This window comes from Flagellimonas marinaquae, from assembly GCF_023716465.1.
GTDB classification, from domain to species: domain Bacteria; phylum Bacteroidota; class Bacteroidia; order Flavobacteriales; family Flavobacteriaceae; genus Flagellimonas; species Flagellimonas alginolytica.
This window is the reverse complement of the sequence record NZ_CP092415.1, coordinates 1,891,650-1,909,608: the sequence shown is the minus strand read 5'-3', so window position 1 is coordinate 1,909,608 and position 17,959 is coordinate 1,891,650. Positions and strand designations below refer to the sequence as shown.

Annotated in this window: 18 protein-coding genes; 14 read left to right on the top strand and 4 right to left on the bottom strand. The window is 41.3% G+C overall.

The window, feature by feature from the left end; all coding sequences use genetic code 11:
* Window positions 1–49 precede the first annotated feature (49 nt).
* The 4 genes from MJO53_RS08625 (at window position 50) to MJO53_RS08610 (ending at window position 4,204) form a co-directional block, all read left to right on the top strand.
* Window positions 50–2,182 (top strand): Tex family protein, encoded by a 2,133-nt coding sequence (locus MJO53_RS08625; protein ID WP_224835713.1) that lies wholly within the window; start codon window positions 50–52, stop codon window positions 2,180–2,182.
* Complete coding sequence (locus tag MJO53_RS08620) at window positions 2,183–3,082, top strand: histone deacetylase (RefSeq protein WP_252078789.1); 900 nt, start codon at window positions 2,183–2,185, stop codon at window positions 3,080–3,082.
* A gap of 34 nt (window positions 3,083–3,116) precedes the next feature.
* Window positions 3,117–3,959 (top strand): phosphatase PAP2 family protein, encoded by an 843-nt coding sequence (locus tag MJO53_RS08615; protein ID WP_252078788.1) that lies wholly within the window; start codon window positions 3,117–3,119, stop codon window positions 3,957–3,959.
* Between the two features lie 83 nt (window positions 3,960–4,042).
* The gene (locus MJO53_RS08610; protein ID WP_224835716.1) at window positions 4,043–4,204 is read left to right on the top strand and encodes a hypothetical protein; all 162 of its coding nucleotides are present in this window, start codon (window positions 4,043–4,045) and stop codon (window positions 4,202–4,204) included.
* Window positions 4,205–4,365: 161 nt separating this feature from the next.
* Here the strand turns inward: MJO53_RS08610 and MJO53_RS08605 are convergent, their stop codons facing one another.
* Both MJO53_RS08605 and MJO53_RS08600 read right to left on the bottom strand, forming a co-directional pair.
* Window positions 4,366–4,770, bottom strand: a complete 405-nt coding sequence (locus MJO53_RS08605) for a hypothetical protein (RefSeq protein ID WP_252078787.1) — start codon at window positions 4,768–4,770, stop codon at window positions 4,366–4,368.
* A 142-nt stretch (window positions 4,771–4,912) separates the two neighbouring features.
* Window positions 4,913–5,245, bottom strand: coding sequence for a single-stranded DNA-binding protein (locus MJO53_RS08600; RefSeq protein ID WP_224835718.1), 333 nt, complete (start codon window positions 5,243–5,245; stop codon window positions 4,913–4,915).
* Window positions 5,246–5,907: 662 nt separating this feature from the next.
* Between MJO53_RS08600 and MJO53_RS08595 the strand changes: the two genes are divergently transcribed.
* The 3 genes from MJO53_RS08595 to MJO53_RS08585 all read left to right on the top strand — a co-directional run bounded on the left by MJO53_RS08595 (window position 5,908) and on the right by MJO53_RS08585 (window position 7,614).
* Complete coding sequence (locus MJO53_RS08595) at window positions 5,908–6,384, top strand: Dps family protein (protein WP_252078786.1); 477 nt, start codon at window positions 5,908–5,910, stop codon at window positions 6,382–6,384.
* Between the two features lie 53 nt (window positions 6,385–6,437).
* The gene (locus MJO53_RS08590) at window positions 6,438–6,908 is read left to right on the top strand and encodes a hypothetical protein (RefSeq protein WP_252078785.1); all 471 of its coding nucleotides are present in this window, start codon (window positions 6,438–6,440) and stop codon (window positions 6,906–6,908) included.
* 103 nt (window positions 6,909–7,011) lie between these two features.
* On the top strand, window positions 7,012–7,614 hold the full coding sequence (locus MJO53_RS08585) for a GNAT family N-acetyltransferase (RefSeq protein WP_224835722.1): 603 nt from the start codon (window positions 7,012–7,014) through the stop codon (window positions 7,612–7,614).
* Here MJO53_RS08585 and MJO53_RS08580 read toward each other — a convergent pair.
* Window positions 7,611–8,747, bottom strand: a complete 1,137-nt coding sequence (locus MJO53_RS08580; protein WP_252078784.1) for a glycerate kinase — start codon at window positions 8,745–8,747, stop codon at window positions 7,611–7,613. The genes MJO53_RS08585 and MJO53_RS08580 overlap by 4 nt on opposite strands.
* Window positions 8,748–8,872: 125 nt before the next feature.
* On the opposite strand from MJO53_RS08580, the gene MJO53_RS08575 reads away from it, so the two are divergent.
* The 5 genes from MJO53_RS08575 (at window position 8,873) to MJO53_RS08555 (ending at window position 14,245) form a co-directional block, all read left to right on the top strand.
* Window positions 8,873–9,571 carry an SIMPL domain-containing protein gene (locus MJO53_RS08575; protein ID WP_252078783.1) on the top strand — a complete coding sequence of 233 codons (699 nt, stop codon included), beginning with the start codon at window positions 8,873–8,875 and terminating at the stop codon, window positions 9,569–9,571.
* A 33-nt stretch (window positions 9,572–9,604) separates the two neighbouring features.
* Complete coding sequence (locus MJO53_RS08570; protein ID WP_252078782.1) at window positions 9,605–10,096, top strand: DUF6265 family protein; 492 nt, start codon at window positions 9,605–9,607, stop codon at window positions 10,094–10,096.
* Window positions 10,097–10,159: 63 nt separating this feature from the next.
* Window positions 10,160–13,309, top strand: a complete 3,150-nt coding sequence (locus MJO53_RS08565; RefSeq protein ID WP_252078781.1) for a VPS10 domain-containing protein — start codon at window positions 10,160–10,162, stop codon at window positions 13,307–13,309.
* A complete protein-coding gene (locus MJO53_RS08560; RefSeq protein ID WP_224835727.1) occupies window positions 13,309–13,881 on the top strand; it encodes a pentapeptide repeat-containing protein in 573 nt (190 codons plus the stop codon). Before MJO53_RS08565 ends, MJO53_RS08560 begins: the two co-directional genes overlap by 1 nt.
* Before the next feature lie 10 nt (window positions 13,882–13,891).
* Window positions 13,892–14,245, top strand: coding sequence for a hypothetical protein (locus MJO53_RS08555; protein WP_224835728.1), 354 nt, complete (start codon window positions 13,892–13,894; stop codon window positions 14,243–14,245).
* On the opposite strand, the gene MJO53_RS08550 is transcribed toward MJO53_RS08555, so the two are convergent.
* The gene (locus tag MJO53_RS08550; protein WP_224835729.1) at window positions 14,246–14,716 is read right to left on the bottom strand and encodes a CBS domain-containing protein; all 471 of its coding nucleotides are present in this window, start codon (window positions 14,714–14,716) and stop codon (window positions 14,246–14,248) included.
* A 122-nt stretch (window positions 14,717–14,838) separates the two neighbouring features.
* Here MJO53_RS08550 and MJO53_RS08545 point away from each other — a divergent pair, with 122 nt between their 5' ends.
* Both MJO53_RS08545 and MJO53_RS08540 read left to right on the top strand, forming a co-directional pair.
* Window positions 14,839–17,109: a M28 family peptidase gene (locus MJO53_RS08545; protein WP_252078780.1), complete on the top strand. Its 2,271-nt coding sequence runs from the start codon at window positions 14,839–14,841 to the stop codon at window positions 17,107–17,109.
* Window positions 17,102–17,911, top strand: coding sequence for an SDR family oxidoreductase (locus MJO53_RS08540; RefSeq protein ID WP_252078779.1), 810 nt, complete (start codon window positions 17,102–17,104; stop codon window positions 17,909–17,911). The genes MJO53_RS08545 and MJO53_RS08540 overlap by 8 nt, the downstream gene beginning before the upstream one ends.
* Window positions 17,912–17,959: the final 48 nt, after the last annotated feature.

Here is a 17,959-nt window from a genome sequence, read left to right as displayed (position 1 = left end):
AGTAAAACTTCTCGACTGCGCTCGAAGTTACAAATACTAAACAAACATGATGCAGCTTGTACCCTATATTGTCCGCCATACCCAATTGCCGGAAAAGAGTGTGGAAAACACAGTGGCCCTTTTGAACCAAGATTGTACCGTTCCATTTATCTCTCGTTACAGAAAGGAACTTACCGGCAATCTGGATGAAGTCCAAATAGGTTCCATAGTGGAATTCAAGAACCAGTTCGAGGCGTTGGAAAAAAGAAAAACAGCTATTCTAAAAGCTGTAGATGAGCAAGGCGCACTTACTCCAGAACTAAAATCAAAGTTTTTAAACTGCGAGGACCTTACCAGTCTGGAAGATTTGTATTTACCTTTTAAAAAAAGCAAGAAGACCAAAGCGGAGACTGCCCGTAAACATGGACTGGAGCCCTTGGCCAAAATTATAATGGCGCAGCGCAGTGATGACATCGAATTCATCGCTTCCAAATACCTAAATAAAGAGATAATCAATGAGGACGAGGCCCTGGAAGGTGCCAGACACATTATTTCCGAGTGGATCAATGAACGTACCGACATAAGAAATCAGCTCCGAGGTCAATTGGAACGCCACGCCCTGATTACCACAAAAGTGGTAAAGACAAAAAAGGATGATGAGCAGGCACAAAAATTCCGAGATTATTTTGATTGGAGCGAACCTTTGAACCGATGTCCATCTCACCGTTTTTTGGCCATTATGCGCGCCGAAAAAGAAGGTTTTATCCGTGTGAAAGTTGAAATTGATGATGAACGTGCGCTTCAAAATATGGAACGTAGATTGATCAAAACCAAAAACAGCTGCACAGAACATATCGAGATAGCCATTGCTGATGCCTATAAAAGACTTTTGTTTCCTTCACTGTCCAACGAACTTTTAAAAATTGCCAAGGAAAAAGCCGACGCTTCCGCGATACAAGTTTTCTCAAAAAACCTGAAACAGTTATTGCTCGGTGCTCCACTTGGCGAAAAACGCATTTTGGCCATTGACCCTGGTTTTAGGACTGGCTGTAAAATAGTATGTTTGGACGAACAGGGCGATTTAAAACATAACGAAACCATTTATCCGCACCCTCCTCAACGCGATAGTTCTGGAGCCATCAAAAAAATAAGCTCTTTGGTGGATGCCCATAAAATAGAGGCCATTGCCATTGGTAACGGAACAGCATCGCGCGAAACGGAACAATTGGTAAAACGGATTGCTTTTAAAAGGCCCATCGAAGTTTTTGTGGTAAGTGAAGCAGGTGCTTCCATTTATTCCGCATCCAAAATTGCACGAGATGAATTCCCAAACTACGATGTTACGGTAAGGGGAGCTGTTTCGATTGGCAGACGATTGGCCGATCCTTTGGCAGAATTGGTAAAAATAGACGCTAAATCTATTGGGGTGGGGCAATACCAACACGATGTGGACCAAGCACAATTAAAAACTTCTTTGGACACTGTTGTGGAAAGTTGTGTAAACTCCGTAGGAGTAAACATTAATACGGCCAGTATTCCATTATTGAGCTATGTATCGGGAATAGGGCCCAAATTGGCCGAAAACATAGTGGCCCACAGAAACGAAAACGGTGCTTTTAAGAATAGGGAGGACATTAAAAAGGTAGCTCGTTTGGGCGGTAAGGCCTTTGAGCAAAGCGCAGGTTTTTTGCGTATCAAAAATGGTGATAATCCTTTGGATGATTCTGCCGTTCACCCCGAACGTTACAGTTTGATCTCGAAAATGGCCAAAGACCGGGGAATCTCCCTTAAAGAAATTGTGGGAAACACCTCTGCTCTAAAGGAAATCGACCTTAAAGCATATTGTACAGATACAATCGGAATGCCCACTTTGGAAGACATTGTGAAGGAATTGGAAAAGCCTGGTTTAGATTTACGCGAAAAAGCAAAAGTGTTCACATTTAACCAAAACATTAGGGAAATCAACGATTTACGTGAAGGTCAATTATTACCGGGTATCGTAAACAACATCACCAACTTTGGCTGTTTTGTGGACATCGGCATTAAAGAAAGTGGCTTGATCCACATCTCCAATCTTGCCGACACTTTTGTAAAAGATGTTAACGAGCATGTGAGCCTTCATCAACAAGTTGTGGTCAAGGTCTTGGATGTGGATGTTCCCAGAAAACGAATTCAACTGGCATTGCACAAAAAGGATGTTTAAATGCTAAAAATAGCCTATCATCCCATATACAAACATCCGCTGCCCGAGAAGCATCGATTCCCAATGATCAAGTATGAGCTCTTACCTCAACAACTGTTATATGAGGGCACTTGTACCGAGGAGAACTTTTTTGAGCCCGCGCTACCGGAAGACCGGCATATTTTATCGGTGCACGATAAAACCTACTACAATGATCTTAAAGGGTTAATGCTTTCCAAAAGTGCCGTTCGAAAAATCGGTTTTCCTCTCAATGATGAGCTTGTCCTACGAGAACGTATTATTGCCGATGGCACAATTAAAGGTTGTGAATTTGCACTGAAAAATGGTATTGCCATGAATATCGCAGGTGGAACCCACCATGCATATTCCGATAGAGGGGAAGCATTTTGTATGTTGAACGACCAAGCCATTGGGGCCCGTTATTTGTTAAAGAACGATCTCGCAAATAAGATACTGATCGTTGATCTGGATGTGCACCAAGGCAATGGAACCGCCGAAATATTCAGGACAGACCATTCTGTTTTTACTTTTTCCATGCACGGAAAGAGCAATTACCCCTTTAAAAAGGAAATATCCGACTTGGACATACCTCTCCCAAAAGGCACCACCGATCAAGAATACCTTTCCCTACTTAAAAAAACATTGCCGGAATTATTGCAGCAAGTGCAACCGGATTTTATATTCTATCTCTGTGGCGTGGACGTACTGGATTCGGATAAATTGGGCACATTGTCCATGACCTTGGAAGGTTGCAAGGAGCGTGACCGATTTGTACTTCAATTATGTTCCGATGAAAACATTCCCGTACAATGCAGTATGGGCGGCGGATATTCACCAGATATTAAGACCATTGTCGAAGCGCATGCCAACACTTTTCGGCTTGCTCAAGATATTTTATAATTATTTTTGCGACAACCTAGTATAAACCATCATCATGAAACCTCTACAACTCCTTTTTCTAGTTCTTTTCACGACCACGATTTCGGGACAAGATCTACAACCTAAAAAAGAAAAAAACCTTTGGAACAACTTCACTTACGACGTTGGCAATATGTTTGGTGGTGTTGGATATGCCTACTCCCGTCCATTCCATTGGAAAGGTAACGACTGGGCCAATTTTGGATATTTAACTGGCGGTACATTACTACTATTTACAGTTGATGATGAACTTAACCGTTGGAAAAATGGTTTTGACCAGGATGTTCCCGACCTTATTATGGACTATGGAAACAAATATGGTGCTCCCGAAAACAATTATATGCTAACGGGCGGCGTATATCTTGCCGGCTTATTTACCAAAAATGAAAAACTTCGCCGAACTGGGGTTCTTTTAATTTCTTCGGCCACTGCTGGGGGCTTTCTTCAACAAGTAAGTAAGCGGATCATTGGTAGGGCACGACCTAAAAGTGGTGCTGGATCGGGAACCTATGATCCTTTTCATTTGGACCGGGTGTACGATTATGATTCTTTCCCTTCCGGACACGCCATGCTTGCATTTAGCAACGCTTATGCCATTGCAAAGCAATTTAAAAGTCCTTGGGTAAAAGGAGGCCTATATACCATTGGGATGATTCCTGGACTAGTCCGTGTGTTGGATGATTTCCATTGGTTTTCGGATGTGGCATTTAGTACTGTGCTAAGTATTTTTATCGTAGAGTCTATTGATCGTTACCTCGACTCCAAATACAATGAAAAATATAACAACAAAAGACCCAAAGACGTAAGTTGGAACCTATCTTTTGGTCCCAATAGGATTGGTGTCTCCGTTAACTTTTAGGTTGACTCAAAATGCAACAATGTTAAATTTTATTTAGATTTATTTAAAATAATTATTTTTGCTCCGGTATTTCATTTCTATCAATGGGAAAGAAAAAGGACAAGAAAAAGCTCAAAAAGGCACAACTTAGAGAGTTGCCCCCAACTGGTAAGGTAAAATCCAAGTGCTGTAAAAAATATAAGAAGAGCGAGAGCAAGCGCTGTAAAAAATGTCCGTGCTTTGATCTTCTGAAAAAAGTTGCTTAGATAGGTTTGTCTTCCCGAGATTTTAAAATCTTCAAAAAAAATAACCCCTTGCCTAATTAGAACTTAGAACCCTTGGTCTGTTCAGGGGTTGGTTAATACGATATCCATAAAAAACGCCCCAACAATTGGGGCGCATTTATTAACCAACTAAAAATATGCAATCAAAAAATTCTTGGAGAAGCTACTTGGACAATTGAACCCACAGCCCCTTTGGATATATTTTCGTTGGCCTTGTATGTAAAATATATACTTGCCTTTTCGTAGAAGTAATCGCTATGCGTACACTGATTGTTGCAAGAATGGGCATGCTGGGAGTATGCCTCCTGCTTGCTTGTCATGTATACTTGATAAGCCAGACGATTTTTGGTTTTTAGTTCCTTTTCGTATCGGACTTGATCTTGCCAAAAATCTTTTTCGTCATCTACATTTAAAAAAATGGCCGTTTGTTCTTTATAGGCGTCTTTTTTGGCTTGGTTTTCGTAAAAGGAAAGGTCATTCTCTTGTGCCGAACCAATGGCCGCCAGCCCTAACGCTAAAAATACCGTGATGTGAACTTTTAATCTCATCTGTCTGAGTTCTTCTAAATACTGTGTTCATTATCTAAAGTTCTGGCGTTTGCCTTTATAACAACTTAATTTACATTTACCCTAATGTAAAAGCTAAAAAAATCGTTATTCTCCTCTTTTTGTCGCCTTGGAACAACTAAACTTACTTGCCCAACATCAACAATTCGTTGCATTTGATTTCCGTTATGTACCGCTTCTCACCTTCATTGGTTTCGTACGAACGGTTTACGAGCTTGCCCTCGATAATAACCTCTTTGCCCTTGCTTAGAAAATCTTCTGATATTTCGGCCAATTTGCCCCAGGCCACGATATTGTGCCATTGGGTATCCGTTACTTTTTCGCCCTTGTTGTTTTTGTATGTCTCGTTGGTCGCGATGGAAAACTTGGCCAATTTTGTCCCATTTTCCAGAACAATGATCTCTGGGTCGTTCCCCAGGTTGCCAATCAATTGTACTTTGTTTCTTAGTGAATTCATAATAGTAAGAATTAAGTTTAAAATTCAATTTTTGAATCCTGCTGATTCGATAGGGCAAACTTATATCCACTAAAAAACTGTATTCGGAATGTAATTATTTGTTTTCGTTTGTAAACGTATGTAAATGATTAAACCTGTTTGTAAGTGACCCCTCATCCCTAATTTGTGTCATAACAAATAGATTTATTCATTCGACTTCATGCACATCAGAAATATTAATAGATACAAGGTCATTAAGCGGTTCAGTATTAGTAAAACGTTATTAGACATCAATGAAATCCTATATATTCAGGAAAAAGATACCGAACACGAAAATCCTCAAAAAATATTCAGTGAAACCAAAGAATATCTTACGGACATATCCCCGAAATTGTACAGTTCTCTACTACAGGGTTTCATTGTTCCCGATGAGCGCCTACCATCCAAACCAAAATAGGTCCTAACGGTTGCTAAATTTTCATATAAAGTTGATTTTATACTACTTACACAAAATTTTCAGTATAAATAATTACTGCTAAAATCTTCAAAACACAGTGGGAAAAGGCCTAAAACCCTATCGATATCGGCCCAAAAACCAATTGGATCAAGAATTAAATCGTTACGATCAATCCTCCCGGGCACTCTCTTGTACTTTTACAGTGAACAAATAAAAAATCTAGTATATGGAAGCTGTTAAAGCAAAAAATAAAACATTCAAAAAATTAGGATTCACATATTTGGAAACTGCTGAAATCGTGGTCAGTTTAAACACCTTATTGGCCAATTATCAGGTCTTTTACAATAAACTGAGAAATTTTCATTGGAACATTGAGGGGCCCGATTTTTTTGAACTTCATGAAGAATTCGAAAACGAGTACAATACGGTAAAGGAAAATATCGATGTCGTTGCAGAAAGAATCCGGGTATTCGGGGTAAAAAGCAATTTTACCTTTAAGAAAACACTGGAGCTTTCCAAGATCAAAGAGCAAGAAAAAGAAATTTCCGCGTTGGAAATGGTAAGGGAAGTGCTCCACGATAGCATGCTAGATGCGGTAAATGCCTCTCTGGAAACCGGTGATGTGGTAACCGAAAACATGATTACCGGATTTATGACCGAATTGGAAAAGAGACACTGGATGTTCACTTCTTTCCTGAAGTAGAAACCAGTCGGCACTCTCGAAAAAACAAAGTATTAACCTTAAAAAATAATTCTATGAAAAAGCTATTCACCATACTATATATTGCCACCTTGACCGCATTTGCGGGATATGGGCAAAACAAGACTTCCGGCGTTATGAAAGCGACCACACAATTAAAAACCTTTACCGTTTCTGAAAATGGCAAGGAGCTACAGTACAGTGTTAAGGTAATGGAGCGCAGAAAATACGGAATGGAACTGGACCATAAGGACAAGGGCATGGTAAACCAAGATAGAAAAACATCAGCCGCCTATGTTACCAAACTAGTGGCCATTGATAGTGATTCCGATAACAACTACGATGATTATATGGTATTAAAATACAAGGGTACCGAAAACAATGATTTTGAAGTAGTACAGACGGATAAAGGATTTGATATCAAGGTAGACGACAAATCCATGCACTACAATGTTCTGGAAAGCAATTATCTCGTAGATAAGAAGAGTAAAAACTTCTTTATTATCGAGGAATTTGAATCGAAATAGGTTTTAATTTCGTTTTTTGATTGATGAATGGCCGGAGATAATCTCCGGCTTTTTCAATTTTATATGCCCATATAAAGCCTATATTTGACCTAAAATTCAACCTATGGAAACTTGGTTACGCCCCACACAACTGGAAGGCGAATGGGTAAAACTGGTACCCTTGCAAAAATCCCATAAAGTAGATTTGGCCTTCGCCGCATCGGATGGAAAGCTCTGGGAACTGTGGTACACCTCGGTCCCCTCCCCCAAGACCATAGATGCCTATTTGGATGTTGCCCTGAACGAACAGGAAAATGGAACCGCATTGCCATTTGCCATAATCAATAAAAAGAACAACACCATTGTAGGCAGTACACGTTACATGAATTTGGATGCAAAAAACAAACGATTGGAGATCGGTTCAACTTGGTATGCCAAAAAAGTGCAGCGCACAGGCATCAATACCGAGGCCAAATACCTATTGTTAAAATATGCTTTTGAAAACTTAGGCTGCATTGCCGTAGAATTTCGGACGCACTTTCACAACCATCCATCCAGGAATGCCATTCTTCGACTAGGTGCAAAACAAGATGGTATTTTAAGAAACCATAGAATAGATGGTTCCGGAAACCTAAGGGACACCGTTGTTTTTTCCATTTTGAACAGCGAATGGAAAACCGTAAAAACTTCTTTGGAATTTAAGATGGGGATTAGACCTATAAATTAGCTTTTGCCCAATTTCAGCATATTTGCAAAATTATAGCTCGCCAATTCCAAGTTCTCCTCGACATTTGCCTTGGCATCATCCAAATTGCCCACTTCATTAAGAATCGACACTGCATAATCCAGGCCCATTTCTTGTATTTGTCCAATGGTCACTTCTACCGAACCACAGAGTGCGGCGACGAGTACATTCTGTTTTTTTGCCGATTTTACCACTCCGTTAATGGTTTTGCCGGAAAAGGTTTGGGAATCCAGCTTTCCTTCCCCGGTAATTACCCAATCGGCACCCTGCAGCACTTTATCAAAATTGGCAAGTTGCATCACCAAATCTACGCCAGAGGCCAATTCCGCATTCAAAAACGTTACCGCTCCACCTCCTGCTCCACCGGCTGCACCGGCGCCATGGATCTCTTGGACATCAATCTTAAAAGTTGATCGCAAAATATTCGCAAAATGCCTTAAACCCTCGTCCAAAAAGGTAATCTCTTCTTCTGTTGCTCCTTTTTGAGCCCCATAAATTTTAGCAGCCCCTAGCTCTCCATAAAATGGATTGGTCACATCGCAGGCCACTTGAATTTTTGTATCCATGAGTTTTGGATGTAGATTGTTTGTTCGTATTTCCCTTACCTTGCCCAGATTTCGCCCAATAGGCTTTAGCTGATTTCCATTCGCATCCACAAAAACGTAACCAAGGGCTTGGGCCATACCCATACCTCCATCGTTGGTTGCACTTCCTCCAATGCCCAATACAATGTTTCTGGCTCCTTTTTCAAGTGCATCCACCACCATTTCACCTGTTCCCAAAGTTGTAGTATCCATACAGTTCATCTCGGATTTTTGCAATAATTTATATCCAGAAGCTTCGGACATTTCAATAAAAGCCGTTTGCCTATCCTCGGAAAGCAGGTAAAAGGCGGTAATCTTCCTAAAAAGCGGGTCTGTAACAACAATCTTCTCTTTAGATGCCTTTAGGTAATCTATAACCACATCGATGGTACCGTCCCCACCATCGGCAAGGGGTCGATACACTGTTTCTGCATTGGGAAAAACTTTTTTGATGCCCCGGGCAACTATTTCACAAAATTCCCATCCAGTTAGGGAGCCTTTATATTTATCTGGTGCCAAAATAATTTTCATGCCTACAATGTACTCAAGTTAATTCAGTTAACCCATACATTCATGTGAATCAAAACTTTCAAATTAGACTACGGCACATGTTTTGAATGTAAAGGTGAAGTATATACCTTTAATAAAAATTAATCATGAAAAAAACGATCTTTTTAATGGCCGCAGTGCTGTTCTCATCGGTAACTTTTGCCCAATCCAAAAACTTTTTGGACACCCCCTATTTGGAAACACAGGCCAAAGTGGACACTTTGGTGACCCCGGATAGAATATACCTCAATATCATTATCCAAGAAAAGGATACCAAAGGCCGTGTTTCTGTAGAGGAACAAGAAAACCAAATGGCACAACGCTTTAAAGCCATGGGCATCGACCTCACGGAACAGCTTGTGATAAAAGACATGGGCAGCAATTTTAAAAAATACTTTTTGCGCCAAAAGGAAGTCCTAAAAAGCAAACAATATTCGCTTTTGGTCTATTCGGGAAAAGAACTCGGCGATGTTATGATGGCTTTGGAACAATTGGATATTGCCAATACCCATATCGAAAAAACCGAATATTCCATGATGGACGAATTAGAGCTGGAACTAAAATCTCGAGGAGTAAAGAGAGCGAAACAAAAAGCCGATGCCCTGACCCGACCTCTGGGCCAAAAAGTAGGCATGGCCATCCATATTGCAGACAATTCAAATTACTATCCTAGGTACAACCAAGCCCCCATGATGGAAATGAAAGCGGTTTCTGCTGATATGGGTCAGGCACAGCCCTTGGACATCGATTTTGAGAAAATCAATGTGGAGACCACTGTAAACGTAAAATTTGCTTTATCCAATTAACGATGGTAATGTAACACCGACCAAAAAACCATTATGAAACATATTACACTTATTTTCTTGTTGTGGGCGGGACTTGTTTCCGCCCAACATACAATGCAATTGAACAAAGGCCAATCATCACCAAAAGCCAATCTAGAGGATGTTTCATGGATCAAGGGCCACTGGATTGGCGAAGCTTTCGGAGGAACGGCCGAAGAAATTTGGAGTGCACCAATGGGCAATTCTATGATGTTTGTATTTCGACTAGTGAACAATGGCAAAGTTTCATTCTACGAATCAGGTCATATCCAACAATCGGACGATTCCATAATTCTCCAGCTCAAGCATTTTGACGGCAATATGAAAGGTTGGGAAGAAAAAGATAAAACCATTGATTTTAAACTAGTAAAACTAGAACCAAACAAGGTGTATTTTGAAGGGCTCACCATGGAAAAAATTGATGACGACCATATGAATGTCCATGTACTTATTGAAGAAAACAACAATACAGAAGAAATCCTGTTCGCTTACAAGAAAGTGAAGTAATTTAGTTTCATTGGAATACGTTGAATTAGTATCTTTAACGGACTAACTAATTCCAACACTCTCGTGAAAATAAGACCTTTACTATTATGTGCCATACTTTTGGCCTTGCACCCTGTTGATGCACAACGAAGAAACAAAAAATCCAACCAACCCTCCACAGAAGTCAACGACTCACTTTTTCCCGGTTTAAAATGGCGAAACATTGGTCCGTTCCGTGGCGGCCGAAGCGTTACATCCACCGGTGTAGTAGGGCAACCCTACACCTACTATATGGGTACCACTGGCGGTGGCATTTGGAAGACCACAGATGATGGTCTTACCTGGAAGAACATCTCCGATGGATTTTTAAAAACCGGAACCGTTGGCGATATTGCCGTTGCAGAAAGCAACCCTAATTTGGTTATCGCAGGAATGGGCGAACACGCCGCTCGGGGGGTTATGACATCCATGGGAGATGGAGTCTACAGATCTACCGATGCCGGTAAAACTTGGGAACATATAGGTTTGGATTACACACGCCACATTTCGGATGTTATAATCCATCCTACAGATCCAAATATCATCTTTGTCGCTGCCCAAGGCGCACAATATGGCCCATCCGAGGACAGAGGCATTTACCGTTCGACCAACGGCGGCAATACCTGGGAAAAAGTACTCTTTGTGGACTCAAATACAGGCGCTTCCTCCTTGAGTATGGACATGAACAACCCTTTGATTCTTTATGCATCCATGTGGCAACATCGCAGATATCCCTGGACAATGGAATCTGGCGGTGCCTCTTCGGGTCTTTATAAATCCACAGATGGTGGGACTACATGGAAAAAAATGGAAAAAGGACTTCCAAAAGAGTTTGGGAAATCTGGAATTTCGGTTTCTAGGGCAAATGCCGAGGTTGTATATGCCGTAATCGAAGCCGAAGGTGAAAAAGGTGGAGTATATAAAAGTACCGATGCTGGCAAAACATGGCGGCAGACCAATAAGGACCGTATCAATATAGCACGATCTTGGTACTACATGGAAATTTTTGCCGATACGCAAGACGAAAACATCGTATATGTTCTCAATGCTCCCGTTACCAAATCCATCGATGGCGGAAAAACCTTTACCACGGTATCCACACCGCACGGTGACAACCATGATCTTTGGATCCATCCCGAGAACAACCAGATCATGGTCAATTCCAACGATGGAGGCGCTAATGTGTCCAACAACGGAGGTAAAAGCTGGAGCACACAGCAAAACCAAGCTACGGCGCAGTTTTATCGCGTAATTACCGATAATCTGGTACCGTACAACGTGTATGGTGGGCAGCAGGACAATTCTGCCATTTCCATTGCAAGCAGAACACATGGCTATGGAATTGATTGGAAAGATTGGTATTCCGTGGCAGGTTGCGAAAGCGCTTATTTGGCCTTTGACCCCGACAATCCGGAGGTGGTATATGGTGGCTGTTACCAAGGTATCATCGAAAAATGGATAAAGGCTTCAAGAGAATCCAAGCCCATAAAAGAATACCCAGAATTGGGACTGAGCAAAGTTCCCAAAGATTTTAAGTTCCGTTACAACTGGAACGCACCCATAATCAGTTCCCCCCACGACAGAAACACCATTTATCATGCCGGGAACGTGGTGTTTAGAACACAGGACGGGGGCAATAGTTGGGAAGTAGTGAGCCCCGATCTTACCCGGAACAATCCCGACCAGCAAGGTCCGGGAGGTGGCCCATACACCAACGAAGCAGCTGGTGGGGAAAACTACAATACCATTATGTACTTGGTGGAATCCCCTCACGAAAAAGGAGTTTTATATGCCGGTTCGGACGATGGACTGGTCCATATTACCAAAAATGGAGGTGAAAGCTGGGAAAATATTACCCCTCCCAATAGTAAAGAAGGTATTATAAACAGCATCGAAGTATCCCCGCACGGGCCAGGAACAGCATATATTACATTGATGCGCTATAAGTTCATGGACTTGAACTCCTATATTTTTAAAACCTCCGATTACGGGCAAACTTGGACCAAAATAACCAACGGAATAAATGGCGAGCACAACTTTACCCGTGTAGTGCGTGAGGACAAAAAGCAAAAAGGGTTACTGTATGCCGGTACCGAAACAGGTCTTTTTGTTTCACTGGATGATGGTTCCAACTGGCAACCGCTGCAATTAAACCTTCCTGTGGTACCCATCAATGATTTGGTGATCCACGATAATGATCTTGTAGCGGCAACAGCCGGTCGTTCTTTTTGGATTCTGGATGATTTAGGAGCGATCCAACATAGCATCGAACCAACTTCCGAGCTTCAAATTGTGCCCCCAAAACCTTCCTATCGCATCTTTAATGGAAGCACCAATTCCACTGTTCCAGGGTTGGGTCAAAACCCAAAATCGGGCGTTACTTTTGATTACTACCTGCCCAAAAAATTGGACACGATAGAACTAAAACTCGAGGTACTTTCCGCTGGCAAGGTGATAAAAACAGTGACCAATCAACCCGATAAGAGTTTTAAAAGCTGGCCCGGTGGACCTCCAAAACCCGATGTATTGCCGTCGGCCAAAGGGTACAACCGTTTTACATGGGATTTTAGCAAAGAAGCTGTACCTGCCGTGGACAAAGTTTTTGTTTATGGCAATTATAAAGGAGCTCGTGTGTCCCCTGGCACTTACACTTTACGTTTAACATCCGAGGGACGTTCCGTAGAAACAGAAGCAACGGTTCTTGCCGATCCAAAAGTTAGTGGCACTCCCATGGATTACGCAGAACAGCAATCGGTACTCAATAAAATTGATGAAACAGTGGCAAGTATGCACCATTCCGTAAACCAAATGCGCGAGGCCAAAAGTCAGTTAAAACATTATAAAAAATTGCTTAAAGACCACGAAAACGCCAAAGCATTGTTGGAAAACGGTGATGAATTATTAGAGAGAATAACCAATTGGGAAGAAAAGCTGATCCAGCCCAACCAAAAAACTTTCCAAGATGTAATCAATTTTAAAAATCAACTCAATGCCGAATTTATGCATTTGAAAGGCTTTGTAGATGTGGCCGAACCAAAGGTAACCCAAGGTGCCAAAGAAAGGTTACGTGATCTTTTGGCCCAATGGAAGACTTACGAAGATGAAAAAAACGCCATTGTAGTGGATGGTATGGGAACATATAACCAAATGTTCAAAGCATTGGATGTGCCCGCCATAATCTTGACCAAGGAGTAATGGCGGATAACTTTTGGCTGGAACAGGAGTTCGTAAAACAGGATTTTACCCAAACAAAATTGCCCAAAGGCGATTATGAAGAATGTAGTTTTGTGGACTGCCTGTTCTCCAAAGGTTTTTTGGACAACCAAAATTTTGTGGACTGCACTTTTGATGGGTGCGACCTTACCAATACCAATATTGCCCATACCATTTTTAATGGTGCAACCTTCAAAAGCTGTAAAATGGTGGGGGTTCAATTTGAGACCTGTAATCAACTTTTATTGACTTTGCGTTTTTTGGACTGTAATTTATCCGTGGCATCATTTATTGGGATGAACCTCCCCCAAATCCAATTTATGGACTGCAGGCTGCATCAAACCGATTTTACAGACACCCAATTAACTATGGCCAAATTTCCAAATTGTGATTTTGACAATGCTATTTTCGAGAATACGGATCTAAGCGGAGCCGATTTGAGTACTGCCTTTGGTTTTAATATAGATCCAACCATCAACCAACTAAGGAAAACCAGGTTTAGCCAAGAGGGATTGATCGGTTTATTAAAAAAGTATGATATTGTGGTAACCTAAATCTTATCACATGTCCGAAAGAAATTGTTTGGTCTGCGGTGAAAAACTACTCGGTCGCATAGATCAAAAGTACTGTTCCGACCATTGTAGGAACGCCTATAACAACCGACTTAACCGAGACAGTAAAAACCTAGTACGCAACATAAACAACAAATTACGCAAAAACTACCGGATACTGAATGGCTTTACCCTCCGGGATGGGAAAACAAAGACCACAAAAATGCGTTTGTTGGATAAAGGTTTTGATTTTGAATACATTACAAACCTATATACCACAAAAAAGGGCAGTACCTATTTTTTTGTGTATGATCTAGGGTATTTGCCGCTGGACAACGACTATTTTATGATCGTAAAAAGGGAGTGATCATTTCCAACTGTGCGACGTTAATTTAAGTGCTGCGATCACAATATCCTTTCGGCTTATCTGCCCAACGAGAATATCGTTTTTCATAACGGGCAATCTGCGCCTATTGTGACGATCAAATACGCCCGCTGCATCGAAAATGGACATGTCATGGGGTATGGTCTCCACATTTTTGGTCATAAACCGCTCAACACTTTTATCCAAAATGGGTTGGTTAAAATACCTACTCTCCGATATCTGTTTCATACAATCCGCCTCGGATATGATTCCTACCAAAAACCCATTATTATCTACCACTGGTCCACCGGAAATATGATGTTTGGCAAACGTCTCCATTACTTCCAAAATGGACTGTTCAGGGGAAAATGTGATCAATTTATTGGTCATGTAATCTTCCACCAAAATTGGGGCATTGTACTTTTTCTTGTTCTCCTCCTTGCTCCGTATGCCTTGAAAACTTTTGATTGCCATAAGGTTAGATTTTAAAGTTGATTCTTAAATATAGTTTTTTTTAGCGAATAACCTAATTTTAAGCGCTTAAAGATGAGAACCTTTCATATATTCACATTTTAAATTATGAATATCGCTACGCCATGAAGTTTTCCCGGACCCTTGCCCTAATTCTACTTTTTCTTGCCGTATATTGGAGTTTTAGATTCTTGACGCCTCAGTACAAAACCGATCAGGATGCCCCGTTGGGAGCTTTCTCCACAGATAGAGCGCTTTCCCATGTAAAAGAATTATCCAAAGAACCACATGCCGTTGGTTTTCCAGGACACCAAAGAGCTAGGACCTATATTATCTCCGAACTCAAAAAAATGGGTCTGGAAACTACCACACAACAGGGTTACACCGCTGGAGACTGGGGCAATCTGAGCAAAGCCACGAATATTTTGGCAAGAATTAAGGGCAGTGGCAACGGAAAAGCATTACTGGTACTCTCGCATTACGATAGTAGCCCCCATTCCTCCTTTGGAGCAAGTGATGCAGGTAGTGGAGTTGCCACAATTTTGGAGGGAGTCCGAGCATTTTTGAGCAACAATGAAACCCCAGAGAACGATATCATTATCCTAATTACCGATGCCGAGGAACTTGGCCTTAATGGGGCCGACCTTTTTGTAAATAAACACTCTTGGGCAAAAAATGTGGGGCTAGCCCTAAATTTTGAGGCTCGCGGTAGCGGCGGGCCCAGTTATATGCTTATAGAGACCAATCGCGGCAATGGCACTTTGATCAAGGAATTTACAAAAGCAAATCCCAAATACCCGGTTGCGAACTCTTTGGCCTATAGCATTTATAAAATGCTCCCCAACGATACCGACCTAACCGTTTTTAGGGAAGATGCAGATATTGATGGATTTAACTTTGCTTTTATAGATGACCATTTTGATTACCACACCGCCCTGGACAATTATGAGCGTTTGGACCGAAAAACCCTAGCTCACCAAGGCAGTTATTTAATGCCGTTGCTCGCACATTTTAGTAATGCCGATTTGGATAATTTAAAAAGTTTGGATGATTATGTGTATTTCAATATCCCCATCTTTAATCTGGTTTCCTATCCTTTTGAGTGGATCTGGCCCGCATTCGGCATTGCAGTTTTGGCTTTTGTCCTGTTACTTTTTTCAGGGTTTAAAAAACAGGTCTTAAAAACAAACGATGTTTTAAAAGGCTTTGTTCCCGTCCTCATCACCTTAATGGTGAACGGTGCGGTCGGCTATTTTTGTTGGGCCATAATTACTTGGTGGTACCCCGGGTATAAGGATATGTTACATGGGTTTACCTACAACGGCCATACTTACATTGCCGTGTATGTTATGTTCTCGCTGTTTATCTGCTTTTACACCTATCATAAATTCCGAAAAACCCCTACCCCAAGTTTATTGGTAGCCCCTATTTTTATTTGGTTGCTAATTTGCGGCTTGGTAGCACAATACTTAAAAGGCGCCAGTTTTTTTATAGTTCCCCTGTTCGGCTTGCTGGCAGGGCTGCTCGTAACCATCAATCAAAAGAAGCCCAATCCATTTTTAATGCTGTTCTTGGCCTTGCCCGCGGTTCTTATCTATTCCCCATTCATTAAAATGTTTCCCGTAGGCCTTGGTTTAAAAATGATGGTGGCCGCGACCCTTTTTACGACGTTGTTGTTTTTCCTGGCACTCCCATTTTTAGGTCAGTTAAAAAGTAAAAGGAGACTGGCCTATTTATTCCTGCTTCTTTTTTTTGCATTCGGAATTACGAGTCACATACAATCCGACTTCAACGAAGAAAGACCAAAACCCAGCAGTTTGCTATATGTTTATAATACGGACGACGACTCAGCACTATGGGCCACATACGATAAAGTTCTAATTGATTGGAACGGCCAATTTATTAACGAAAACAAAAGAAAACCTAAAGCTGAGACCATATCAAGCAAATACCGCACTAACTTAAATTATGTGGCAGATGCACCAAAAAAACAACTGGAAGCATCCTATATTGATACCGTGATGGACACTATTGTTGGGGAAAACAGGGTAATAGAACTTTGCATCACACCGAAAAGAACGGTGAACCGCCTTGAGGTATTTACCAATCCGATCAATTTATCGAAGGCAAAAGTGAACCAAATCGAATTATCCCCTTATTTCCTCGAAAACAGGAAAAACAGGTTGGTCACTCATTATATTTCCAATAATGATTTTACAGAACTGCAACTCCAATTCCCTAAGGATTCGGTATTGGAACTCACTTTATACGAAGCATCCAACGATTTGTTGATACATCCGGATTTTAGCATACCGAAAAGACCAAAAAACAGTATTCCCACCCCTTTTGTGTTAAATGATGCTATATTGACCATAAAAACTTTGCGATTTGAATAAACATATTGGTATTCTGGGATGTGGTTGGCTGGGATTTCCCTTGGCCAAATCATTGATAAAAAAAGGATATCACGTTAAAGGGACCACCACTTCCACCGATAAATTAATGGAATTACAAAAAGAAGGTATTGAACCCTTCGAAATTCGTTTGACCGAAACTGGAACCGAGGGAAATATTAAGGAATTTCTTTCCCAAGTCGGGACCTTGATCATTAATGTGCCACCGAAGTTACGAGGCAACAATGCCGAGAGTTTTGTTGACAAAATAAAGTTCCTGATATCTGAATTGAAAGACAGCGAAATTTCCAATATTATTTTTGTGAGCAGTACTGCGGTATACGGAGATTTGGAGGGAGAGGTTACCGAAGCAACACCGGTATATCCCAATACGGAATCGGGCAGACAATTGGTGCAATGTGAAAACATGTTCCAAAAAGAGGTTGGCCTCGATACCACTATAGTCCGCTTTGGAGGACTAATTGGTCCGGACAGGCACCCTGTGACCACCTTATCGGGCAGGAAGCAACTTGGCAACGGCAACCATGCCATCAACTTGATTCACCTGTACGATTGCATTCACATGATCCAAACCATATTGGAAGAAGGTTATTGGGGCGAAATTTTCAACGGTGTTTACCCTTATCATCCCAAAAAGCAATTGTACTATTTTGAGGAGGCCCAGAAAAGAGGAATCCCCCCGCCATCGTATAAAGAAACATCATCCAAGGCAATGGGAAAAATCGTTTTGAGCCAGAATTTTTTAAACAAATCCCATAACTTCACTACCTCCATTGTTTCCTGAGAACCTTCCATTACTTATTGTATTCTTAACAGCTTGGTTGGGATTATT